Here is a 21,886-nt window from a genome sequence, read left to right as displayed (position 1 = left end):
CGCGGCCTCCTCCCTAGTCCCGATAACGCGCGACCGGCGGCGCCGGTGCCGGGCCCAGCGTGCCGAGCCACCGCTGGTACATCCCGCGCCACGTGCCGTCGCCGCGCATCCGCTCCAGCACGCCGTTGACGAACCGGACCAGGTCCTCCCGGCCCTTGGGCACGCCGACGCCGTAGGGCTCCTCGGTGAACCGCGCCCCCACCACCTCGGTGTACGGGTCCTGCGCCGCCAGCCCGGCCAGGATCGTGTCGTCGGTGGAGATCGCGTCCGCCTGCCCCTGCTGCAGCATCACCAGGCAGTCGGTCCAGTTCGGCACGCTCACCGTGGTGCGCGCCCGGTTCACCACGTTGCCCAGCGACGTCGACCCCGACGCCACGCACACCCGCTTGTCCCCGAGGCCCTCCACGCCGGTGATGCCGGAGTTGCGGCGCACCAGCACCCGCTGCCCCGCCTGGTAGTAGACCTGCGAGAAGTCCACGTCGGCGAGCCGGTCGCAGGTGATGGTCATCGTCCTGGCCACCACGTCGACGTCGCCGCGCTGCAGCATCGGGATCCGCTCCGCCGCGGTGACGACCTTGAACTGGACCTTCTTCTCGTCACCGAAGATCGCCTTCGCGATCTGCCGCGCCACGTCGACGTCGAAGCCCTCGATCTCGCCGGTGAACGAGTTGCGGAACCCCATCAGGTACGAGTTCTGGTCCACCCCGGCGATCAGCCGGCCGCGCTGCAGGATGCGTTCCATGGTCGAGCCCGCCGGCATCTGCCCCGGCGGCGGCAGCGGGCCCGGCCGCAGGCTCGCCGTCGCGTCGCACGACGGCGCCGGTCCCGGGGCGCTGCTCGGCGCCGCGGTGACCGTGCTCGCGTTCGCCGGCTGCGGCGCCGGGGCGCTCCTGGGCACGATCTGGCTCGGCGCCGGACCCGGCGAGCAGGCCGGCACGAGCAGGACCACCGCCAGCGCGGGCGCCAGCGCCGAGGTCAGCGTGGACGTCAGTCGCCTCACCGGTACTCCTTGAGCCGCTGCCACAACCCCATCGTCGATCCCACCGCGCTGAGCACCGCCAGCGCCATCACCCCGACCACGGTGCCCGCGAGCGCCGTCCGCGCCACCGCCACCTCGTCGCTGAAGTCCTGGCGGGCCGCGCCGATCGCCCGCACCAGGTCCTGGTCCAGCGAGTCGAAGTAGGGGTTGTCGATCAACGCCACCGCGTCGGCGTACTGGCCCGCGTCGTCGGCCTCGCGGATGCGCTGGTGCACCTGCTGCCACTGCCGGAAGTGCCGCACCGCCTGCTCGACCGCCTCACCGCCGCCCAGCCGCCGCGCCTGCTCGAGCTGCTCCTCCAGCCGGCGCGAGACCTCGACGAAGTTCTTCTCGTAGTTCTGCCCGGCACCGCGCGCGACCAGCGTCAGCGTCTCCTCGCCCCGCGCCGTCAGCGTCGCGATCCGCGCCCGCGCCAGCACGTCGACCTGCTGCGAGGCCTCGCGCGAGTCCCCGACGTCGCGCATCACCAGCACCGACGCCGACGTCACCCACAGCAGCGACAGCACCGCCGCCGCCGTCGCCACCACCAGGCCGATGTTGAGCAGCCGGTTCGTCCTGCGGGTCAGGTACCGCTGCGCCAGCACCAGCGCGACCACGAACGCCAGCGCGACCAGCACCGGCACCACCGGGAAGTCCGCCTCGTCCTGCGCCCGCGCCACCCGGTCGGTCTCCGCCCGGTACAGCTCCTGCGCCGCGGGCAGCAGCTGGGTACGCATCAGCCCCGACGCCTCGCGCAGGTAGGCCGCGCCCACCGGGAAGCCCTGCCGGTTGTTCGAGCGCGCCGTCTCGATCAGCCCCGTGTAGACCGGAAGCTGCGCCGAGAGCGTCGCCGTCAGGTCGGGGGAGGAGGCCGTCGCCACCGACAGCGCCGCCTGCGCCTGCGCGATGTCCGCCTCGTAGCGCTCCCGCAGCCGGGGCGGTTCCAGCCCGCCCGACAGGAACGCGCTCGCCGCCGTCGCGTCGGCGTCCTGCAACGCCCGGTAGACCTCCTGGGCCGCGTGCGCGAGGGGCTCCGACCTGGTCGCCAGGTCCTGCAGCGCCCGCTCCTGCCGGTTCACGCTCCACGTCGACAGCCACCCGCTGGCCAGGCTCGCCACCACCAGCACCACGATGATCAGGCTCAACCGGCCCGGGGTCGACCGCGCCAGACCGGTGACCCGGCGCACCAGCGCCTGCCGGGGCTGCGAGTCGATCACCACGAGCGGGCCTCCCAAGGCGAGTCGATCAGAGGCGAGTTGATCGGCGTGGCGTAACTGTAGGCACCCCGAGGACACCGCGTGGGAATTAACGACGCATCTGGCGAGGCGTCACGAGGCCGTTACGCGCTGCGCGACCCGATCAGCCGCCCGACGCCGTCCAGGATCACCTCCAGACCGAACTCGAACGAGTGCTCCGGGCTGTAGGCGCTGTGGTGCGCCTGCCCCACGGCCCCGCCCACGCGCGCGGCCACCGGGTAGCGGGCCGGGTCGAACACCGTCATCAGCACCGGCGCCGCCGCGTCCCACCACTGCTGGTCGGTCAAGCCCGTCTCCTGCTCGGTCACCGCCGCCGCGGTCAGGCCGCGCGCCGAGTTCTGCACGTGCCCGAGCACCAGGTTGAGCACCGAGTCCATCTCCACGTCCGACAGGCCCACGCCGTCCAGCCCGCGCAGCTCGAAGTCGTACTTCGCCGCCACCTGCGGACCCAGCACCGTCCGCGACGGCGCCACCTGCAGCAGCCACGGGTGCCGCCGGTACAGCGCCAGGTTCTCCCGCGCCACGTACACCAGGTGCTCGCGCCAGCCGCCGGCGGCGGTGCGGCCCGTCGCGGCCTGCACCGTGTCGACCATGACGTCGACCAGCTCGCCCTTGCCCGGCACGTAGGTGTAGAGCGACATCGTCCCCACGCCCAGCGCCTCGGCCACGCGGCGCATCGACAACGCCTTGAGCCCGTCCGCGTCGGCCAGGGCGATGCCCGCCCGCACGATCCGGTCGACGCTGAGGTCCGGCTTGCCCTTGCGCGACACGCGCTCCTGGGTGCGCCACAGCAACGCCAGCGTCCGCGCCGGGTCACCGCTGCCCGTGTGTTCGATCACGACCGGACCCTACCGTACCGTATGGTGTACGGTACAGAATATGTTCGTGTCGGCGGATCCACCCAGACTCGGCCACCTCAACGGAAAACCCCTGCTCGACGCCTTGCCGGAGGTGCTGCCCGGCGACGACTACTGGGCGGTGGCCGCCGCGACCGCCCTCGCGTTCGTCGCCCGCGGCCGGATCGTGCCCGGCGTGACGGCCGCCGGCCACGACACCTGGCGCGTCGGGCCGCTCGACCACGCCGACGAGCTGCACCTGCGCCGCCTCGCCGCGCACGGCGACTACGACCTGCTCCGCGAGTTCCTCGACGCCGTCGCCGACGCGCTGCCCCGGGGCGGGCACGGCCCCTTCGCGAGCACCGAACCCCAGCAGGTCCCCGGTCTCAAGGCGTGGGCCGACGAGCAGATCACGCTCTCGCTGCGCGTCGAGACGACCGACGACCTGCGGTTCCGCGCCATCGTCCAGGTCCGCGCCGTCACCGACCCCCACCCGCGCGACGTCCGCGGCTCCGGCCGCGAGCTCGACGCCATCCGCGCGATCGGCCGCATCGGCTGGCCACCGCTGCAACGCCTGCTCGACCAGGCCGAGCTCACCGACGACGAGGTCGCCGAGCTCCTCGACACCGGCATCGAGGTCCACTGGCCCAAGGACCTCGCCACCACGCTCACCGCGCAGGCCGTCATCGGCGAGCACACCGGCCGGTTCGCCGCCGGGGACCTGCTCACCTTCTCCTGGCGGCTCGCCCTGGGCTCCGACGTCCTCACCGACGCCGAGATGGACCTCATCGCCGAAGCCAGCCGCCCGGTCGTGCGGCTGCGCGACCGGTGGGTCCTCGTCGACCCCCGCCTCAAGCGCAAGGCCCGGCAGCAGCTCGCCCCCATCACCGCCGTGCAGGCCGTCACCGCCGCCCTCACCGGGTCCGCGGTCGTCGACGGCGAGCACGTCGCCGTCGCCCCGCACGACCTCGCCGCCACCATCACCACCATCCCGCGGATCCCCCCGCCGCCGGGGCTGCGGGCACAGCTGCGCGACTACCAGCTGCACGGCCTGCGCTGGCTCGCCCACCTGACCGGCCTGGGCCTGGGCGCCTGCCTCGCCGACGACATGGGCCTGGGCAAGACCATCACCCTCATCGCCCTGCACCTGCACCGCGACCACGAGCACCCCACGCTCGTCGTCTGCCCGGCCTCGCTGCTGGGCAACTGGGAACGCGAGATCCACCGCTTCGCCCCCGGCACACCGGTGACCCGCTACCACGGTCCACACCGGACGCTCGCGACCGAGGGCATCGTCCTCACCACCTACGGCACCATGCGCATGGACGCCGGCACCCTGCGGCAGCACCGGTGGGGCATGGTCGTCGCCGACGAGGCGCAGCACGTCAAGAACCCGCGGTCCGGCACCGCCACCGCACTGCGCGGCATCCCCGCGGCGGCACGCGTCGCGCTGTCCGGCACGCCGGTGGAGAACTCGCTGTCGGAGCTGTGGTCCATCCTGGACTGGACGACCCCCGGCCTGCTCGGCACCCACCGCGCGTTCCGCGCCCGCTGGCCCGAACCCGACGACACGCTCGCCAAGGTCGTCAAGCCGTTCCTGCTGCGCCGCCGCAAGTCCGACCCCGGCGTCGCCCCCGAACTGCCCGCCAAGACCGAGACCGACCTGCCCGTCCCGCTCACCACCGAGCAGGCGGCGCTGTACGAGGCGCTGACCAGGGAGACCCTCGACCGGATCGCGCGCAGCGACGGCATGGCCCGCCGCGGCCTCGTGCTCGGTCTGCTGACCGGCCTCAAGCAGATCTGCAACCACCCGTCGCACTACCTCGGCCACGACACCCTGCGCGGCACCTCCGGCAAGCTGGAGCTGCTCGACGAGCTGCTCGGCACGATCCTCGCCGAGGACGGCTCGGTGCTGATCTTCACCCAGTACGTCGCCATGGCCAGGCTCCTGCACCGCCACCTCGAGCAGCCCACCCTGTTCCTGCACGGCGGCACGCCGGTGCACCGGCGCGAGCAGATGGTCGACGACTTCCAGCAGGGCCGCGCGCCGATCTTCCTGCTCTCCCTCAAGGCCGCCGGCACCGGCCTCAACCTCACCAGGGCCGACCACGTCATCCACTTCGACCGCTGGTGGAACCCCGCCGTCGAGGACCAGGCCACCGACCGCGCCCACCGCATCGGCCAGACCCGGCCCGTGCAGGTGCACAAGCTCGTCACCGAAGGCACCGTCGAGGAACGCGTCGCCGCGCTGCTGCAGGACAAGCGCGACCTCGCCGACGCCGTCCTGCACGGCGGCGACGCCGCCCTCACCGAGCTCACCGACGCCGAGCTCGCCGAACTCGTCCGGCTCAGGAGCACGCCATGACCGCACGCGGGTTCGCCGCGTTCCCCAAGGTGACCCGCCGCGTCCCCACGAGCTGGTGGGGCAAGGCCTGGGTCAGGGCGCTGGAGGACACCGCGCTCGACACCTCCCTGCTGCGCCTGGGCCGCCGCTACGCCCACGCCGGCGTCGTCGGCCCGATCACCGTGAGCCCGGGACGCCTGCACGCCCAGGTCCACGGCGACGGCACCGTCCACAGCACCTCGGTGGAGGTCCCGCTGCTCAGCGAGGTCCACTGGGGACGGTTCCTCGACCGCGTCGCCGAGCGGCCGGAGCACATCGCCGCCCTGCTGGCCAACGACATGCCGCGCGACCTCGCCGACGCCGCCGAGGAGTCCGGTGTGGACCTGCTGCCCGGCGTCGGCGAGCTGGAACCGCACTGCGACTGCGACGGCTGGGAGCTGCCCTGCCGGCACGCGGCCGCGCTCGCCTTCCAGGTCGGCTGGCTGCTCGACGCCGACCCGTTCGTGCTCCTGCTGCTCAGGGGACAACCGGAACAGCAACTCCTGGACGCGCTCACCCGCCGCGTCGCCGGCCCCGTCGGCACCAGAACACCTGTGGTGGTTTCGGCCGAAACCGCAGGTCAGCTCCCTCCGAAACCAGCCATCCCGACCACCACACCTGTGGTGCTCGCGGTCGAGCCGCCGCCGGGGTTCAGCGCCGCGGACCTCACCGAGCTGATGGAGACCGCCGCGAAGCGGGCCCGCGCGCTGCTGCGCTCGGGCACTCTCGAAGGATGATCACCGAGAAGCAGAAGATGATGACCGGCTTGCTGTACAAGGACTCCGACCCCGAGCTGGTCGCCGAGCGCCGCCACGCCCAGCAGCTCCTGGACGAGTTCAACGCCACCCGCGACGGCGAGGTCCTGAAGCGGCTCTTCGGCTCGATCGGCGAGGGCTCGTGGGTCATGCCGCGGCTGCAGTGCGACTACGGCTACCAGATCCACCTGGGCGCCAACAGCTTCCTCAACTACGACGCCATCCTCATGGACTGCGCCACGATCACCATCGGCGACGACGTCTCCATCGGCCCCCGCGCGCAGTTGCTCACCGCCCTGCACCCCATCGAGGACCACGAGGCGCGGCGGCAGCGGTTCGAGACCGCCGCACCCATCACCATCGGCGACAACGTGTGGCTCGGTGGCGGCGTCATCGTCTGCGCGGGCGTGACCGTCGGAGACAACGCGGTGATCGGCGCGGGCAGCGTCGTGACCCGCGACATCCCGCCGCGCGTGCTCGCGGCCGGCAACCCGTGCCGGGTGATCCGTGAGCTGTGAACGGGCCATCGAGCACGTCACGCGCAGGTCGCGCGGCGGCCCGCTGCCGCGCGACCTGCGCGTGACGATCAACTTCCACCCCGGCGGGGGAGTGCTGGAGAGCCTGGCCCGCGACGGCGTCTACCGCTCGCAGTTCGAGACCGGCACCGGCAACGGTGGCCTGACCGCCCACCCCGGCGGCGCCCGCTGGGAGTGGGAGAGCCGGCTCTTCGGCGGCGCCTACGACGACGCCGACCCCGCCGACAGGCCCAAGTACGGCGCGCTCAACCACCGCCGGCTGCCCCGGGGAGGCGCGCCGCGGTTCGGCTCGGCACACCTGCGGCTCACCGAAGCGGTCCTGGACCGCACCACGTTCTGCTACCCCGACAGCGTCTTCGAGCCGGTCGACTTCGGCACCGCGCGGCGGTTCGCGCTGATCGAGCTCGCCGACGCCGACGACCGCGACCCGCTGGACAACTACATCGAGGCCCACGTCCACGGCCCGGTCACGTGGGACGACGTGGAAGCGGTCGTGCTCGACCCGAGCTTCCCCGAGGTGCGGCTGCCGCGCCCGGTCGAACGGCACCCCGGTTTCCGGCTGTCCACGCGGGACCTGCTGCGCCACGCCGGTTACCGCACACCCGAGTCCGTCGAACTGGGACTGGCGATCGCTCGCGACGGGATCATCGACCCCGCCGCGCTCGACCGGGCCGCAGCGCCGCCACAGGTGGTCAAGCACCTGTGGCACCACCTCGCGCGGTTCGGCTTCAGCTGTCCTGGATCTCGTGGATCTGCAGGTTCTGCGCCCCGTTGAGCGTCAGGGGGATGTTCAGGTAGTCGCGGCCGGAGCGGGCCATCCAGATCCAGCCCCGGTAGGTGTTGCCGGGGTCGTTGATGTGCACCTGGTGGCGGGTCCAGTTCAGCCTGGCGTCGAAGCCGTTGAACTCCTCGACGTCGAGCAGGTCGATGCGGAACCTGTCGCCCGCCGGCGCGGCGACCGGGCCGTCGGCCCAGTCGACCTGGGAGATCAGGATCGGGCAGCACTCCACGGTGACCAGGCCGAACCGGGACGTGTGCAGGACCTGGCCCAGCGGCGCCAGCGCCACCTTGCACGCGAAGACCAGCAGGCTGGAGGCGTCGGTGTGCTCGCTGAACAGCACCCCGGTGTGGAAACCGCACACGTGCACGTCCCGCAGGTAGATCACCGCGTTGTTGCCGCCGCCGGGCAGCACGACACCGGTCGACCACCGGTGCGTCGGCTCGACGACGGCGGGCAGCGGGGCCGGCGTGCTGACGCGGACGCCCTGCAGCCGGGCCTGCGGCGCCCAGAACAGGTTCAGCCCGCCCAGCGTGGGGTTCGACGGCACCTGGATCGCGACGCCGGTGACCGCCACGGCGACCCGGTTGAAGCCACCCCACTCGGCGCCCCGCGGTGAGGCGATCACCGCGGGCGGCTGGCCCTCTGCGTGACCGGACCAGCTCGTCGTGACGGTCGACTTCAGCATCGTGCCCGCCGGAGCCTGCTCGCCGTCGTAGATGAACTGCAGACCCGTCTGCACGCCCGCGCCGGCCAGTTCGATCGTGATCATCGGCCCGGACGTGCGCAGCGGGATCATCAGCTGCCCTGCCGTGGTGAACCGACCGGCGACCGGCCGGACCGGCTGCGACGCGAGCCGGTAGGTCTTCGCCTCGAACTCCACGCGGGCGTAGCCGTTGCCGGTGTCGGCGAGCCGGTACGCCTCGTTGATCGCGCGTTGCAGCGCGGCGGTGTCGTCGGCCTGCCCGTCGCCCACGGCGCCGAAGTCGGCGACCTTCACGACGTGCGCTCCACCCGGAGCGGCCTGCGCGGGCATGGCCATCACGCCGACGCCCCCTGCCGCGATGGCGCCGGCGCGCAGGAAAGAACGGCGAGTTGAACTAGGATTATCCCCCATAAATCTCAGTTTATGGATCTCCGCCGCCGCCGGTGTGCAACTGCGGCCCCACTTGTGACAGGTAGATCGCCGCCAGCTCCCGCACGACCGCCGTGACCCGCTCGCGGAGCTCGTCCGGCGCGAGCACCTCGGCCTCGCCGCCCATCCGCAGCACCATGCCGGTCGCGTGGCCGATCGACTCGATCGGGATCGTCACCCGCACCCGGCCGCCCTCGTGCACGGCGGACTCCTCGGCCGCCTTCGCCACGACGGGCAGCACGTGCGAGGAGAACGACTCCCACCCGCGGGGCGAGAGCCTGATGACCGCCTCACCGGTGTGCTGGCGTGCCTGGAAGTCCTCCAGCGACGCCGCCCAGTGCGCCGCCAGGTCGAAGCCCGCCGGCCGCGTGAACGGCTCGTCGAGCACGGTCGCCGCCTGGATCTGCGACACCCGGTAGGTCGAGATCCGGCTGGCACCCAGCGCGACGAGGTACCAGCGGCCGGCCTTGAGCACAAGCCCCAGCGGCCGCAGCACCCGCGTGACCTCCTCGGGCGCCTGCCAGCGCCGATAGGTGACCTCGAGCAGCCGTTCCCGCCACACCGCGTCCGCCACCGGCTCCAGCAACGGAGACCGCTCCGGGTCGTAGTACCAGGCGGGCGCGTCCAGGTGGAACCGCGTCGCCATCCGCTCGGCCTTGTCCCGCATCGGCGACGGCAACGCCGCCATCAGCTTGAGCTGCGCCGCCGACACCGCCTCCCCGAACCCCAGGTCGGCCGCCGGGCCCGGCAGCCCCGCCAGGAACAGCGACTCCGCCTCCTGCTCGGTCAGCCCGGTGAGCTTCGTGCGGTACCCGTCGAGCAACTGGTACCCGCCCTGCGGCCCCGCGTCGCCGTACAGCGGCACACCGGCCGCGTGCAGCGACTCCACATCGCGGTAGATCGTGCGGACCGACACCTCCAGCTCGTCGGCCAGCGCCCGCGCGGTCATCCGCCCCTTGGTCTGCAGGAGCAGCAGCAAAGACACCAACCGGCTCGCACGCACGCGACGACACTGCCACAGGGTGTCAGTGATAGCTCATACGTTCGACGCATGGCTTTCTACGAAAAGGAGCTGGCGGTCAAAGAACCGCTGCTCATCGCGGGCAGGTACGTCAAGCGCTACGAGGTCATCACGCCGGGCCTGGAGATCACCGACGACATCCGCGCGGCCGCCTACGCGTTCCTGCCGACGATCTACCCGGACTTCGCCGACCCGACGCCGCCCGCCACGGTCACCGTCCTGCACCGCAGCGCCGCCGGCATGTACCTCAACGCCTACAACTGGGTCTGGGACAACGTCCTGCACTGCCGCACCGCCGTGTCCGGCGACCAGCCGTTCCTCGGCTCGACCGACCCCGACCTCACCCGTTTCAGCGTGATCCCGAAGGACCTCATCGGCTGCGTGTGGGAGCTGCCGCCGCTGGCCCACGAGCGCACCGCCTGGGTGCGGCACGTGCTGGAGCCCGACGTGCCCGACTTCGACGGGTACCTGGCCGACGTCATGGCCGAGGGCCCGGTGGGCCGGTGACCGACTGGCAGGGAGCACCGTCGCGCTGAGCGGCCACACCGGAAACCCGGTGGACGCGGCGGTTACGGTCCCAGGCATGACCACTGCGGAAACCGTCGTGCGGGTGCTGGCCGAACCGGCGAGGCTGCGGGCGTTCGCCGCCGTCGTCCTCGGCGCCGGGACGCCGGCCGACGTCGCCGCCGCGTCCGGGCTGCCGCTCAGGGACGCCGGCACCGCGCTGCGCAAGCTCCGGGAGGCCGGGCTGGTCGAAGGCGACCCGGTCCGGCCGGCCGATCTCAAACCGCTCGCCGCGACGCTGACCGAGCGGCCGCCGGCCGACGGGCTCGCGCCGTTCGTGCGCGCCGGCAAGCTGATCTCGCTGCCGGTGGCGCACGAGCGCCGCCGCAGGATCCTCGAGCACGTCGCGTCGAAGGCCTTCGAGCCACGGGCGTACTACGAGGAGAAGGAGATCAACGAGCGGCTGCGCGCGTGGTGCGACGGGGGAGAGGTCGACCACGTGACCATCCGCCGCTACCTCGTGGACCTCGGTCTGCTGGAGCGCGGCGGCGGTCTCTACCAGGCTCAGCCCCTGCCGATGTAGGGCATGGTCGTGGCCATCACGGTCATGAACTGCACGTTGGCCTCCAGCGGCAGCCGAGCCTGGTACAGCACGGCGTCGGCCACGTGCCGCACGTCGAACGTGGGCTCCGCAGCCAGTTCGAGGTCCGCCTGCAGCACGCCCCTGCCCATCTGCTCGGTCAGCGCCGTCGCGGCGTTGCCGATGTCGATCTGCCCGCACGCGATGTTGTGCGCGCGGCCCTCCAGCGACAGCGCCTTGGTCAGCCCGGTCATCGCGTGCTTGGTCGCGTTGTAGGCCACCGCGTGCGGGCGCGGCACCGACGCCGAGACCGAGCCGTTGTTGATGATCCGGCCGCCGCCGTGGGCCTTCATCACCCGGAACGCCTCACGCGCGCACAGGAAGGCGCCCGTCAGGTTCACGCCGACGACCTTCTCCCACGCGCCGAGGCCGAACTCCTCGACCGGTGTGGGGCGCACGTTCGTGCCCGCGTTGTTGAACAGCACGTCCACCCGGTCCCAGCGGGCGACCACGGCGTCGAACAACGCGACCACCGAGTCCTCCCGCGCCACGTCGGTGGGCACGACCAGGGTGGTGTCGGGAAACCCCTCGGCGGTCTCGCGCAACGCGTCCTCGCGCCGCCCGGCCAGTGCCACCCGGAACCCCGCCGCCAGCAGGGCCCGCGCCGAAGCGCGGCCCACCCCGGATCCCGCGCCCGTCACCACCGCGACCGTCATCGGTGATCTCCCCTCGATCCAGTGATTGTCCCCGGTGCCCCGCGTGGAGTAATTACCTGGTGTGGAGTGCGAAGAGGACACCTGCCTGCTGTGCGCGGGGTCGGGGACCATGTCGTGGCAGCAGCCCGTGCCGGGACCGGAAGGCCTGGTCCTGCACGAGATGTCGCACCCGTGCCCACGGGGCTGCTCCGGCTGGTGGCGGCTTCCGCACGGCGAGTCCGGCGGTGTCGTCGAGGGCAACGCCGCACGCGCCAACGAGCTCCGGCCCCGGCCCCCGGCCCAGGGGTGATCACAGAGCGTGAACGATGGGGGTCACCCATTATTGCCTGGACCATCCCTGCTTGGCGGCTGCCTCCACTCGGAGTAGAAGCGGACACTGTTGCTCTGTGAAGGAGTGCAGCCGTTGCCTTGGTTCCGGGCTCAACGAGGACCGGACCGCCTGCCGGGTCTGCGGTGGGCTGGGTCAGGTCCCAGACCGGTAACCGGGCTATTTCTTCGTCATCAGGGTCGGGCCGAGGATCCGGCGGGCCAGCCGCCGGGTGAACGACTTCGGCTGCCGCGCGGGCGCCGCCACGGCGGCAGGCGCCACGGGCGCCGGTGTCACGGGTGCGGTGGCGGGAATGGTCGCTGCTGCCAGCGGCTCCTCGGACGTGATCTTCGCGAACTGCTGGGTCTCCGGCTCGACACTGCCGGGCTGCTGCTCGATCGGCACGAGAAGATCTTGCCATCGCTGTCATCGGCGCCTCGACCGAGGGGCAGCTCCCTCACACGAGTGTGACGGGCGTCATGCAACACACCGACGGGTGCCGGCCCCAAGCGGAATGTGATGACTGAGACGACCGAGTGCGCGGACGTCGGGCCACCGGACACGCTGCTCTGGGAACGGATCGCGAAAGGCGATCACGCCGCGTTCACCGAGCTGTTCGAACGCCACGCCGAGGCGGTGTGGAACTACGCCTACCGCCTGACCGCCTCCTGGACGCAGGCGGAAGACCTGCTCTCCGCGACGTTCCTCACCGCCTGGCGCAAGCGCGGCGAGGCCAGGCTCGTGCGCGACTCGGCGCTGCCATGGCTCTACGCGGTCACGGCCAACCGCGCCCGCACCGAGTGGCGGGCCTCCCGCCGGGCGCTGCGCCTGGTCGCGAAGCTGGTCCCGCCGGACGAGCGCGACCACGCCGACGAGGTGGCCGCCCGCACCGACGCCCAGCGCAGGCTCGCCCTGGTCGTCGCCGCCATCGCGACGCTGTCACCGTCCGAGCGCGAGATCGCCCAGCTCTGCCTGCTGGGCGACGTGTCCACCGCCGACGCCGCCACGCTCCTGGGCATCGCCGAGTCGAGCGTCCGCGCCCGCGTCTCCCGCACCCGCGCCCACCTGCGCGCCCTGCTCCCCGAGGACAACGGATGATCGACCGCCTGCCCGAGCACCGCACCCTGCCCGACGACGTCCGCGTCCGGGCCCGCCGCCGCCTGTCCGAAGGCATGCGCCCCGGCGCCCGCACCGGCGTGCCCGCCCTCGTCGCCGCGGGCGTGAGCCTGCTGGCCGCGGGAGCCCTCGTCGCGGGCCAGGCCCTGCTGGGCGGATCCGCCTGGGTCGCCGGTCCTCCGGCCCCGCACAACGGCGAGTTCACCGGCAAGGACCGCGCGGTGGTCAACCACGTCGAACGCGGCGCGGTCCACCCGGACGCGCTGGCCCGCTGCGCGGCCGCCGCCAAGGCGCACCCGCCCGCCGCCGAGTGGCGGACCATCGCCACCAGCCGCAAGAACGGCACGACCCTCACCGCGTTCCGCGCACCGGCCGGCGTCTTCTTCTGCGCGAACACCACGACCAGCACCACGATCTCCGCCCCGGACCCTGCCGTCATCGAGGACGGCCGCCGCCGGGTCCGGGTCCTCTTCACCACCCCGACCGGCGCGCTGGCGGGACTGGTGTCGCCGGACCTGAGGTTCCTGACCCTGTCCCGCATCGGCGACCGGGGCACGAACACCACCTCGCCCGCGCTCGTCGACGGCCTCTTCCTCGCCCCGGCCGGCTTCACCAAGGCCGAGAACGGCACCCTGGCGCTCGCCGACGGCGACGAGTTCGCCGTGCGGGGCGTGCCGAAGCCGACCCAGCCCGTGATCGACCGCCCGCTGCCACCCGCCGACCGCGGCGCCCCCGGCGCCCAGCAGCTCGCGCGGTGCCTGGAGGACCGCCCGGTCCCCGACGCCGCCCAGTTCCACCACACGCTCACCGTCCGGCTCAGCGCCACGAGCACGGTGCACGTCGGCCGCTTCGAGGACCTGCTGTTCCACTGCGTGGAGGTGCCCGGCGAGTCGCCGCGCGGCGACGTGCACGACAGCGACGAGCTCGACGAGGTCCGCGGCGTCACCACCTCCGTCGCGGCCCTCGCCGCCTTCTACGACTTCACGCCGCAGAAGGCGGACGAGCCGGGGGAGGCCGACCACACGGCGAGCTCGACCTTCGCGGCCATCGGCCTGGTCACCGACGAGCGGGTCGCCTCGATCACCTACACCCGCCCCGGCGCGGCCGACGTGGCCGCCTCGATCGCCGACGGCACGTTCGTGCTGGCCGCACCGCTGATCGACCGGCACCCCGAGGCGCGCGTGGTCGTGCGGGACGCGGCGGGCGCGGTCCTGGAGACGATCAAACCGAAGGACGTCCCCTAACCGCGATCCGCGGACCGCTTGCGCCGCCGCGCCCGCAGCCACAAGAGGCCGCCCGTCAGGGCCGCCGCCAGTCCGAGCACGCCGAGCAACCGCACGCCACCCTGGCCGCCGAGGTCCCGTGCGCCGAGCGACGCGTCGAGGACGTGCGGCACCACCAGGCCGCCGAGCAGGAGCACCACCACGGTCACCGCCACCGCGCCCTCGATCAGGTGCTTCGCGGCCCGGTTCACCCGGTGGGCCCAGCCGCCGAATCCCGCGGTGAGCACGTAGACCACGGCGGCCAGCGCGAGGGCGAGCAGCACCCAACCGAACACCGGGTTGAACCCCCGCGTGTCGCGGCTGCCGACCGGGTTCAGCAGCCGCCAGAGGAACAGGCACGCGACCAGGAACGGCACGGCGGCCAGGAGCAGGCGCGCGGAAAGGGAGAGGGCCTGGGGTTTCGGGCGCAGGCTGCGGCGTGCGGGCACGCCCGCACCCTAGGACGTTCACCGGCAGCAAGGGGATCGGTCGAACGACCCACAGCGGACCACGCCCGCTCCTGCCGATGGCGTCGCCGGGCGCGCTAAATCGGTGGACGACCGCGTCAGGATCCAGGCGTGGAGACCCGGCGACTGACCCTGCGCCCGTTGACGGAGTCCGACGTGGACTCCGTCACCGCGCTGCACGCCGACCCCGAGGTCATGCGGTTCCTCGACCCCGCGCCGGTCGAGAACTACCTCGGCGGCGGCTTCCACGCGGCGCACGAGAAGGCCACCGGCCGGTTCGCCGGCTGGTTCGAGTTCCGGGCCACCGGCTCCGGCGACGTCGAGCTCGGCTACCGGCTGCACCGCGCGTCCTGGGGCCGCGGCTACGCGACCGAGGGCGGGAAAGCCCTGGTCGACCACGGCTTCGCCGCCGGCGGGGTGCGGCGGGTGGTCGCGACGACCATGGCCGTCAACGCGCGGTCCCGACGAGTGCTGGAGAAGTGCGGACTCCGGCACGTGCGCACGTTCCACGTCGAGTTCCCGGACCCGTTGCCCGGCGCGGAATACGGGGAGGTGGAGTACGCGCTGACGAAAGAAGAATGGCAACGAGCTCAGGGGGAAGCCATGTGGGACACGGATTCAGTCGACCTGGATGCGTATTTCGCACGCACCGGGGCGTCGGCGTCGAGTTCGCTGACGGAGTTACACGAGGCGCATGTGCGCGCGATCCCGTTCGAGAACATCGACGTGATGCTCGGACTCGTGCCGTCGCTCGACCTCGTCGACATCCAGGCAAAACTTGTCGAACGGCGCCGCGGCGGTTACTGCTATGAGCACCAACTGCTGTTCACCGGAGTGCTGGAGCGTCTGGGGTACACGGTCCAACGGCGCATGAGCCGGGTGATGACCGGGCCTCGCACGCACATGATGTCGATCGTCGACGGCCACCTCGTCGACGTCGGGTTCGGTGCGGGCATGCTGCACCCGATGCCGCTGGTCGACGGCGCCGTGGTGGACCAGGCGGGCTGGCCGCACCGGCTGCGGCGCGAGGGACGGCGCTGGGTGCTGGAGAAGCAGGCCGAGGACGGCTGGGAGCTGATGCACGCCTTCGAGGACGATGTCGAGCAGCGGCCTGTCGACTACGCGATGGCCAACTACTACGTGGCCACGCACGAGCGATCACCGTTCAGCAACAGGCTTGTCGTCATGCGTTTGGAACCGGGCCTGAGCCGCCGATTGGTCGGCTCGGAGCTGACGATTGAGCACGCGGGGCGGCAACCTGAGTTTTCTCAGGTCGACGACCTCGCCGAAACGCTGGATTCGCTGGACATCACGCTTACCGAGGGGGAGCTGAGTCACATCGGCTCAACCCTGGGAACATTCGGGGCGCCGCGGTCGTAGTAATGGGTGCAGGGAATCGCATTTCGGAGGTGTTGGACATGACCACCGCGACTCCGTTCACCACAGGAGCCACTCCCACCGGCGTCAACGCACTGCCCACCTTGCCCACGGGCTGGCCGATCGGTTCCTACGCGACCTACGAAGAGGCGCAACGAGCCGTGGACCACCTCGCCGACCACGACTTCCCGGTGGCCGACGTGACCATCGTCGGCGTCGAGCCGATGATCGTCGAACGCGTCACCGGCCGCCTGACCTGGGGCCGCGTCCTCGGCGCGGGTGCCGCGTCGGGTGCCTGGTTCGGTCTGTTCGTCGGTCTGCTGCTCGGCCTGTTCTCGACCGGCGGCGCTCTCGCCCCGATCGTCACGGGCCTGGTCGTCGGTACGGTCTTCGGGCTGGCCAGCGCCGCCACGCGCTACGCGGCGACGCGGGGACGCCGTGACTTCGCCTCGACCACCCAGCTCGTGGCCGGTCGTTACGACGTTCTGAGCCACCCGCGCAACGCCGAGCGCGGCAAGGACATGCTGGCGTCGCTGGCGTGGCGCTCATGAGCACCCCGCTGACGTTCGACGAACTGCGCGACGCGCTCGAGGAGCTCCGCGAGAGCAGCGCCCGGCTGGGCGCGCAGGCGTCCGAGCTCGCGTCGCGGACCGAGGACGACCTGGGCCGCGACGTGGCCGAGATCGTGAAGGACCTGCGGGCCGCCGCCCGCCAGCTGCGGGTCGCGCAGCTCCTGCTGGAACCGGCCGGAGCCGACCTGGCAGCGTGAGAACCAGCTCCCACCACAGGAAACGCCGTCCCGGATCCCCGGGGCGGCGTTTCCGCTTCACTGGCACCCGTGCTGAACCTGGGGAAAGCGGTGCGGGTGCACGGGTGGCGGGTGGCCGTGGTCGTCGCGGGGCTGGGCGTGGCCGCGTTCGACGCGGGCGCCGGCTTGTTCGGGATGGTGCCGATCGTGCTGTGGTGCCTGCTGGCCCGGTCGTGGCGGACCGGGGTGGCCGTCGGGCTGGTCCTGGTGGTCTTGCTCGCGTGGTTCGTCGTACCGCGCGCACTGGGCTGGTCAGGGCCGTGGGTGCCCTCGGCGCTGGAGAGCTTCTGCCTCCACCCGGTGATGGCGGCGGTGGTGTGCGAGGCCGGCGTGCTGGTGGAACGACGGCGACCGGCGGGGGTGGGGTGGCTGCTGGGAACCGTCGGCCTGGGCCTGCTGGCGACGGCGTGGCTGCTGCTGATGGGCCTGGAGGCCAAGCCGCGCGACGAAGGTGTGCTGCCGGGTCCCGCCGGGCTGCGGGTGGCCGAGGGCACGGGCTGGTGCGGCTCCGGCAACTGCTCGCGCGACCTGGAGGCGACCGGGGACCGTGCCGCGGACGTGATGCGCGAGCACCTGGTGTCACGCGGCTATGTGAGCAGGCCGCCGTACAACGACAACGAGTTGTTGTGCCGCACGACCGGGCTCGTGGTGACTCACGAGGTGTGCGCTGAGCTGCGCAACGTCATGCCGCGTGGCGTCGAGGTCGTCTGGTACGTCCAACGCCCGCGGATGCTGGCGGTGCCGGCTCGCGGCGAGACAGCGTGAAAGGGGCGGCAGACCTGCCGCCCCTGATCACCTCCACGGGCTCCTCTCATCGGATGGACGGGGACTCACTTCCTCGTCCAGCCGGAGGAGATCGCTGCCGCGACCTCGCGAACCCGGTGCGCCACACCCCTCGCAGCGCCGGGGGCTCCGGATACCCCACGGCGCCCGCACGAGAGTGAGGACGCGGCACCGGTACCTGGTCGAAGTTGGCGTCGATGATCGCCTCGAACTCCGCGCTCACCCACTCGGCGTCGGCGCAGACCAGGTCCGCGAATGCCCTCTCGCTGGTTGAAAGCACCTCGTATCACTCCCGAAGAAGAGCTACTAGGTACAGATTTTTTGTAGCTCCGGCTACAGCTTCTGTCAAGTACCCGACTGAGAGTCCACTTGTCGCCCATTTCCGTAGGACGTACGGTATTCTTTCCGTATGGCCTACGGAAATGGGGTGGACGGATGGCCGTCGAACGCAGTGGCGGGGGAGACCCGCTCAAGACGCTCGCACTGCTCTGGCGCAGGCCGCCGGAGCCGAAACCGGTCGGCAGGAAGCCCAAGGTGAGCGTCGACCAGATCGTCACCGCGGCGATCGCGGTGGCCGACCGCGAAGGACTCGGTGCCATGTCGATGGCGCGGGTCGCCCAGGAGCTGGCCGTCGGCACGATGTCGCTCTACACGCACGTGCCCGGCAAGGCCGAGCTGATCGACCTGATGGCCGACGCGGTGCTGCGGGAGCGCGACCTCACGCCCGAGGGGTCGTGGCGGGAGCGGATCAAGCATTACGCCGACCGCACGCGGGCGGTCTACCGGGCGCACCCGTGGATGCGGGACGTGTCGATGGTGCGGCCGCCGCTCGGGCCCGGGCTGATGGACGGCCAGGAGTTCGTGCTGGCCGCGCTCGCCGACTCGGGGCTGGAGCCGCGGCACGTCACGGTGGCGCACGTCGCGGTCGAGGGGTTCGTGCACGGCGCCGCCGCCTCCGAGGTGGACGACCAGCAGCTCGCGCGGGTCACCGGTGAGTCCGGTGACTCCTGGTGGGGTGCGCGGCAGGTGTTCTGGGACGACTACTTCGACGTCGAGCGCTACCCGACCATGACGAACCTGTGGAACGCCGGCGCCTACGAGACGCAGGGCACGCTCGCGGACAACATGCGCAGCTCGTTCGACTACGGGCTCGACCGGCTGCTCGACGGCATCGAAGGGGGCCTGCGATGACGATCCTGGTGACCGGCGCGACGGGCAACGTCGGACGGCTGGTGGTGGACCGGCTCGGCGCCGGGGTGCGGGCCATGACCCGCGACCCGGGCAAGGCGGGCTTCCCCGGTCACGCCGAGACGGTGCGGGGCGACCTCGACGACCCGGACGGCATCCCGTTCGACGGCGTGGACGCGCTGTACCTGTTCGCGCACCCGCCCACTGCCCGGGAGGTGGTCGACCGGGCGGTGCGCGCCGGCGTGCGCAGGATCGTGACGCTGTCCAGCGGCGCCGTGACCTACGGCTACGACACCACGCACCACCTGCCGGTCGAGCAGGCGGTCGAGGCGTCCGGCGTGGCGTGGACGCACCTGCGGCCGGGCGAGTTCGCCGTCAACAAGATCGACCTGTGGGGACCGTCGATCCGCGCGGACGGCACGATCGTGCACCCCGACCCCGACGCGTTCGGCCAGCCGATCCACGAGGCCGATATCGCCGACGTGGCGGTGAAGGCGCTGCTGGAGGACGGGCACGCGGGCCAGGTCTACCACCTGACCGGGCCGGCGCAGATCACCCAGCGGGAGATGGCGGTGGCACTGGGCGAGGCCATCGGCCGCGAGCTGCGGTTCCGGGACGTCACGCCCGAGGAGGCGCTCGCCTACTACATCAGCGTCGGCTGGCCGGAGGAGATCGCCCGCTACGTCCTCGGCCTCGGCGGCTACGAGGGTGGCGACCCCGACGACGTCACCGACTACGAGTTCGTCGTGTCGCCGGACTACGAGCGGCTCACCGGCCGGCCGTACCGGACGTTCGCGCAGTGGGCCCGCGACCACGCCGCCGACTTCACGGCCTGATCACCGCCGTCGATTCCGGCACCTCCTCGTTCGACGTCCAGGTGAGAGCGAACGAGGAGGTCCGGTGCGGTTCATGGTGTTCGTGAGAAGCTCGAAACCGGTGGCGGCGCTGCACGGGGACGGGTTGCTGCGCGCGGGCGTCCTGCTCGACGCGGGCGACCTGGTGCCCGGCGCGTGCGGGGTGTCCGGGTACTGGCTGATCGACGTCCGCGACGCGGAGGAAGCCGTCGAACGCGTGCGGCGCATACCGCTTCCGGCCTGTGTCGTGGAAATACGCCAGGTGGCTGTGGTCTGATGCCCGCATGGGGGCTACCTCGGTGCACCGCACCATCGACGCGGTCTGGCGGATGGAGTCGGCGAAGGTCATCGCCGCACTCGCGCGGTACACCCGCGACGTCGGCCTCGCCGAGGAGATGGCCCAGGACGCGCTGGTGGCGGCGCTGGAGCAGTGGCCGGTCGAGGGCGTGCCCAAGAACCCCGGCGCGTGGCTGATGACCACGGCCAAGCGCCGGTCGATCGACCAGATCCGGCGCCGCGAGAACTTCAACCGCAAGGTCGAGGAGATCGGCCGCGACATCCAGGAAGCCACGCCCGATGCCAGCGAGGGCGTCGAGGACGAGATCGGCGACGACCTGCTGAGCCTCATCTTCACCGCCTGCCACCCCGTGCTCCGCACCGAGGCGCGGGTGGCTCTGACGCTGAAGATGCTGGGCGGCCTCAAGACCGAGGAGATCGCCCGCGCGTTCCTCGTCAGCGAGTCGACCGTCGCCCAGCGCATCGTGCGCGCCAAGAAGGCGCTGGCCGACGCCGGCGTCGGGTTCGCGGTCCCCGAGGGGCCCGACCTCGCCCCGCGGCTGGCCTCGGTGCTCGAGGTCCTCTACCTGATCTTCAACGAGGGCTACTCGGCCACGCAGGGCGACGACTGGATGCGTCCCGAGCTGTGCGCGGAGGCGTTGCGGCTCGGCCGCGTGCTCGCCGAGCTCGCGCCGAAGGAGGCCGAGGTCCACGGCCTGGTCGCGCTGATGGAGATCCAGGCCTCCCGCGCCAAGGCCCGCACCGGCCCCGGCGGCGAGCCCGTGCTGCTGCTGGAGCAGGACCGCGGCAAGTGGGACTGGCTGCTCATCGGCCGTGGCCTGCGCGCCCTCGAACGCGCCGAGGCCCTCAACCAACCGCCCGGCCCCTACTACGTCCAGGCCGCACTGGCCGCGTGCCACGCCCGCGCGCGCAAGGCCGAGGACACCGACTGGCAGCGGATCGCCGCCCTCTACCAGGTGCTCGCGCAGATCTCACCGTCCCCGGTCGTCGAGCTCAACCGCGCGGTGGCGCTGTCGATGGCCTTCGGTCCCGCCGCCGGTCTCGCGCTGGTCGACGAGATCTCCGGCGCCAAGGCGTTGCAGGGCTACCACCTGCTGCCGAGCGTGCGAGGCGACTTCCTGGCCAAGCTCGGCCGGACCGAGGAGGCGAAGGCGGAGTTCGAGAAGGCCGCCGCGCTGACCCGCAACGAACGCGAGAAGGCCCTGCTGCTCGGCCGCGCCGCCGCCTGCGGTTAGGTCAGCGCGAGCTTCGCGCCCAGCGCCGCGAACGCGGCGGCGAAGAACCGGCGCAGCCACACCACCACGCGCGGCCGGGCCAGCACCCGGTCGCGCATCGACGCCGCGAACACCCCGTAGACGGCGAAGACCACGAACGTCAGCGCCATGAACACCCCGCTCAACGCCCCCATCTCCCCGAAGCCCGTCGCGAACTGCGGCAGGAACGCCACGAAGAAGATCGTCAGCTTCGGGTTCAGCAGGTTGAGCAGCACCGCCGACACCACGACCGTGCGCGCCGAGGCCGGCGCGGCCGCGGTGTCCACGACGAGGTCGCCGCGGTCCCGCAACGTGGTCCACGCCAAATACAGCAGGTAGGCGACACCCAGGTACTTCACGATCTCGAACGCCAGCGCGCTCGCGTGCAGCAGCGCCGCGAGACCCGTGACGGTGGCCAGCACGTGCGGCACGATCCCGAGCGTGCAGCCGAACGCGGCGATGACGCTCGCCTTGCGCCCGTGCGCGAGACCGGCGGACAGCGTGTACAGCACACCGGTGCCGGGGGTGGCGACCGCGAGCAACGTCGTGACCAGGAAGGCGAGGCTCATGCCGGTGACTCTGCCGCCAAAGCGGCCCAGGCAGGAGAGCCAGAACACGCCTGCGAAAATGGACCACTTCTCGTGTCGAGAACGCTC

General features: G+C 72.0%; 27 protein-coding genes. 18 read left to right on the top strand and 9 right to left on the bottom strand.

Annotated features, from left to right (window positions below):
- Positions 1 to 13 precede the first annotated feature (13 nt).
- Positions 14 to 742 (bottom strand): glutamate ABC transporter substrate-binding protein, encoded by a 729-nt coding sequence (locus tag BMW88_RS18155; protein WP_245777882.1) that lies wholly within the window; start codon positions 740 to 742, stop codon positions 14 to 16.
- Here BMW88_RS18155 and BMW88_RS42795 point away from each other — a divergent pair.
- Positions 741 to 1,013, top strand: a complete 273-nt coding sequence (locus BMW88_RS42795; protein ID WP_218148118.1) for a hypothetical protein — start codon at positions 741 to 743, stop codon at positions 1,011 to 1,013. The genes BMW88_RS18155 and BMW88_RS42795 overlap by 2 nt on opposite strands.
- Here the strand turns inward: BMW88_RS42795 and BMW88_RS18150 are convergent.
- Complete coding sequence (locus tag BMW88_RS18150; protein WP_143116128.1) at positions 997 to 2,238, bottom strand: hypothetical protein; 1,242 nt, start codon at positions 2,236 to 2,238, stop codon at positions 997 to 999. The genes BMW88_RS42795 and BMW88_RS18150 overlap by 17 nt on opposite strands.
- Positions 2,239 to 2,357: 119 nt before the next feature.
- Complete coding sequence (locus tag BMW88_RS18145; protein ID WP_218148110.1) at positions 2,358 to 3,113, bottom strand: TetR/AcrR family transcriptional regulator; 756 nt, start codon at positions 3,111 to 3,113, stop codon at positions 2,358 to 2,360.
- 40 nt (positions 3,114 to 3,153) lie between these two features.
- Here BMW88_RS18145 and BMW88_RS18140 point away from each other — a divergent pair, with 40 nt between their 5' ends.
- From BMW88_RS18140 to BMW88_RS18125, 4 genes are read left to right on the top strand one after another with little or no spacing between them, the layout of a single operon-like run.
- Positions 3,154 to 5,475 carry a DEAD/DEAH box helicase gene (locus BMW88_RS18140; protein ID WP_089952043.1) on the top strand — a complete coding sequence of 774 codons (2,322 nt, stop codon included), beginning with the start codon at positions 3,154 to 3,156 and terminating at the stop codon, positions 5,473 to 5,475.
- On the top strand, positions 5,472 to 6,230 hold the full coding sequence (locus BMW88_RS18135; RefSeq protein WP_089952041.1) for an SWIM zinc finger family protein: 759 nt from the start codon (positions 5,472 to 5,474) through the stop codon (positions 6,228 to 6,230). The genes BMW88_RS18140 and BMW88_RS18135 overlap by 4 nt, the downstream gene beginning before the upstream one ends.
- The gene (locus tag BMW88_RS18130) at positions 6,227 to 6,766 is read left to right on the top strand and encodes a sugar O-acetyltransferase (protein ID WP_089952039.1); all 540 of its coding nucleotides are present in this window, start codon (positions 6,227 to 6,229) and stop codon (positions 6,764 to 6,766) included. The genes BMW88_RS18135 and BMW88_RS18130 overlap by 4 nt, the downstream gene beginning before the upstream one ends.
- The gene (locus BMW88_RS18125) at positions 6,756 to 7,559 is read left to right on the top strand and encodes a DUF3626 domain-containing protein (protein ID WP_245777881.1); all 804 of its coding nucleotides are present in this window, start codon (positions 6,756 to 6,758) and stop codon (positions 7,557 to 7,559) included. The genes BMW88_RS18130 and BMW88_RS18125 overlap by 11 nt, the downstream gene beginning before the upstream one ends.
- Here BMW88_RS18125 and BMW88_RS18120 read toward each other — a convergent pair.
- Positions 7,513 to 8,679, bottom strand: coding sequence for a glycosyl hydrolase family 28-related protein (locus BMW88_RS18120; RefSeq protein ID WP_218148109.1), 1,167 nt, complete (start codon positions 8,677 to 8,679; stop codon positions 7,513 to 7,515). The genes BMW88_RS18125 and BMW88_RS18120 overlap by 47 nt on opposite strands.
- A gap of 10 nt (positions 8,680 to 8,689) precedes the next feature.
- Positions 8,690 to 9,700 carry a helix-turn-helix transcriptional regulator gene (locus BMW88_RS18115; protein WP_089952035.1) on the bottom strand — a complete coding sequence of 337 codons (1,011 nt, stop codon included), beginning with the start codon at positions 9,698 to 9,700 and terminating at the stop codon, positions 8,690 to 8,692.
- Between the two features lie 48 nt (positions 9,701 to 9,748).
- On the opposite strand from BMW88_RS18115, the gene BMW88_RS18110 reads away from it, so the two are divergent.
- Positions 9,749 to 10,225 carry a hypothetical protein gene (locus BMW88_RS18110; protein ID WP_089952033.1) on the top strand — a complete coding sequence of 159 codons (477 nt, stop codon included), beginning with the start codon at positions 9,749 to 9,751 and terminating at the stop codon, positions 10,223 to 10,225.
- Between the two features lie 76 nt (positions 10,226 to 10,301).
- Positions 10,302 to 10,805, top strand: a complete 504-nt coding sequence (locus tag BMW88_RS18105; RefSeq protein ID WP_089952032.1) for a DUF2087 domain-containing protein — start codon at positions 10,302 to 10,304, stop codon at positions 10,803 to 10,805.
- Here the strand turns inward: BMW88_RS18105 and BMW88_RS18100 are convergent.
- Positions 10,787 to 11,518 carry an SDR family oxidoreductase gene (locus tag BMW88_RS18100; protein WP_089952030.1) on the bottom strand — a complete coding sequence of 244 codons (732 nt, stop codon included), beginning with the start codon at positions 11,516 to 11,518 and terminating at the stop codon, positions 10,787 to 10,789. The two genes, BMW88_RS18105 and BMW88_RS18100, sit on opposite strands and share 19 nt — an antisense overlap.
- Before the next feature lie 61 nt (positions 11,519 to 11,579).
- Here BMW88_RS18100 and BMW88_RS18095 point away from each other — a divergent pair, with 61 nt between their 5' ends.
- Positions 11,580 to 11,807, top strand: coding sequence for a hypothetical protein (locus BMW88_RS18095; RefSeq protein WP_089952028.1), 228 nt, complete (start codon positions 11,580 to 11,582; stop codon positions 11,805 to 11,807).
- Positions 11,808 to 12,005: 198 nt separating this feature from the next.
- On the opposite strand, the gene BMW88_RS18090 is transcribed toward BMW88_RS18095, so the two are convergent.
- Positions 12,006 to 12,230 (bottom strand): hypothetical protein, encoded by a 225-nt coding sequence (locus BMW88_RS18090; protein WP_089952026.1) that lies wholly within the window; start codon positions 12,228 to 12,230, stop codon positions 12,006 to 12,008.
- A gap of 114 nt (positions 12,231 to 12,344) precedes the next feature.
- Here BMW88_RS18090 and BMW88_RS18085 point away from each other — a divergent pair, with 114 nt between their 5' ends.
- Complete coding sequence (locus BMW88_RS18085) at positions 12,345 to 12,923, top strand: RNA polymerase sigma factor (protein WP_089952024.1); 579 nt, start codon at positions 12,345 to 12,347, stop codon at positions 12,921 to 12,923.
- The gene (locus tag BMW88_RS41925) at positions 12,920 to 14,185 is read left to right on the top strand and encodes a hypothetical protein (RefSeq protein WP_089952022.1); all 1,266 of its coding nucleotides are present in this window, start codon (positions 12,920 to 12,922) and stop codon (positions 14,183 to 14,185) included. The genes BMW88_RS18085 and BMW88_RS41925 overlap by 4 nt, the downstream gene beginning before the upstream one ends.
- Here BMW88_RS41925 and BMW88_RS18075 read toward each other — a convergent pair.
- Positions 14,182 to 14,652, bottom strand: a complete 471-nt coding sequence (locus BMW88_RS18075) for a hypothetical protein (protein ID WP_089952021.1) — start codon at positions 14,650 to 14,652, stop codon at positions 14,182 to 14,184. The genes BMW88_RS41925 and BMW88_RS18075 overlap by 4 nt on opposite strands.
- Before the next feature lie 129 nt (positions 14,653 to 14,781).
- On the opposite strand from BMW88_RS18075, the gene BMW88_RS44325 reads away from it, so the two are divergent.
- The 8 genes from BMW88_RS44325 (at position 14,782) to BMW88_RS18035 (ending at position 21,212) form a co-directional block, all read left to right on the top strand.
- Positions 14,782 to 16,050: a GNAT family N-acetyltransferase gene (locus tag BMW88_RS44325; protein WP_089952019.1), complete on the top strand. Its 1,269-nt coding sequence runs from the start codon at positions 14,782 to 14,784 to the stop codon at positions 16,048 to 16,050.
- A 38-nt stretch (positions 16,051 to 16,088) separates the two neighbouring features.
- Positions 16,089 to 16,598, top strand: a complete 510-nt coding sequence (locus BMW88_RS18065) for a YflT domain-containing protein (RefSeq protein ID WP_089952018.1) — start codon at positions 16,089 to 16,091, stop codon at positions 16,596 to 16,598.
- On the top strand, positions 16,595 to 16,816 hold the full coding sequence (locus BMW88_RS18060; protein ID WP_143116127.1) for a hypothetical protein: 222 nt from the start codon (positions 16,595 to 16,597) through the stop codon (positions 16,814 to 16,816). Before BMW88_RS18065 ends, BMW88_RS18060 begins: the two co-directional genes overlap by 4 nt.
- A 69-nt stretch (positions 16,817 to 16,885) precedes the next feature.
- Positions 16,886 to 17,620 (top strand): hypothetical protein, encoded by a 735-nt coding sequence (locus tag BMW88_RS18055; protein ID WP_245777880.1) that lies wholly within the window; start codon positions 16,886 to 16,888, stop codon positions 17,618 to 17,620.
- Between the two features lie 453 nt (positions 17,621 to 18,073).
- Positions 18,074 to 18,829 (top strand): TetR/AcrR family transcriptional regulator, encoded by a 756-nt coding sequence (locus tag BMW88_RS18050; RefSeq protein ID WP_089952015.1) that lies wholly within the window; start codon positions 18,074 to 18,076, stop codon positions 18,827 to 18,829.
- Entirely contained in the window at positions 18,826 to 19,662 is an 837-nt protein-coding gene (locus BMW88_RS18045) for an NAD(P)H-binding protein (protein ID WP_089952013.1), read from the top strand. The genes BMW88_RS18050 and BMW88_RS18045 overlap by 4 nt, the downstream gene beginning before the upstream one ends.
- A 73-nt stretch (positions 19,663 to 19,735) precedes the next feature.
- Entirely contained in the window at positions 19,736 to 19,957 is a 222-nt protein-coding gene (locus tag BMW88_RS18040; protein ID WP_143116126.1) for a YciI family protein, read from the top strand.
- Positions 19,958 to 19,964: 7 nt separating this feature from the next.
- Positions 19,965 to 21,212, top strand: coding sequence for an RNA polymerase sigma factor (locus BMW88_RS18035; protein ID WP_089952010.1), 1,248 nt, complete (start codon positions 19,965 to 19,967; stop codon positions 21,210 to 21,212).
- On the opposite strand, the gene BMW88_RS18030 is transcribed toward BMW88_RS18035, so the two are convergent.
- Entirely contained in the window at positions 21,209 to 21,799 is a 591-nt protein-coding gene (locus tag BMW88_RS18030) for a LysE family translocator (RefSeq protein WP_089952009.1), read from the bottom strand. The genes BMW88_RS18035 and BMW88_RS18030 overlap by 4 nt on opposite strands.
- Between the last annotated feature and the right edge of the window lie 87 nt (positions 21,800 to 21,886).

This window comes from Lentzea xinjiangensis (assembly GCF_900110955.1).
Taxonomy (GTDB): Bacteria; Actinomycetota; Actinomycetes; order Mycobacteriales; family Pseudonocardiaceae; genus Lentzea; species Lentzea xinjiangensis.
This window is presented reverse-complemented; position numbering and strand designations above follow the sequence as displayed.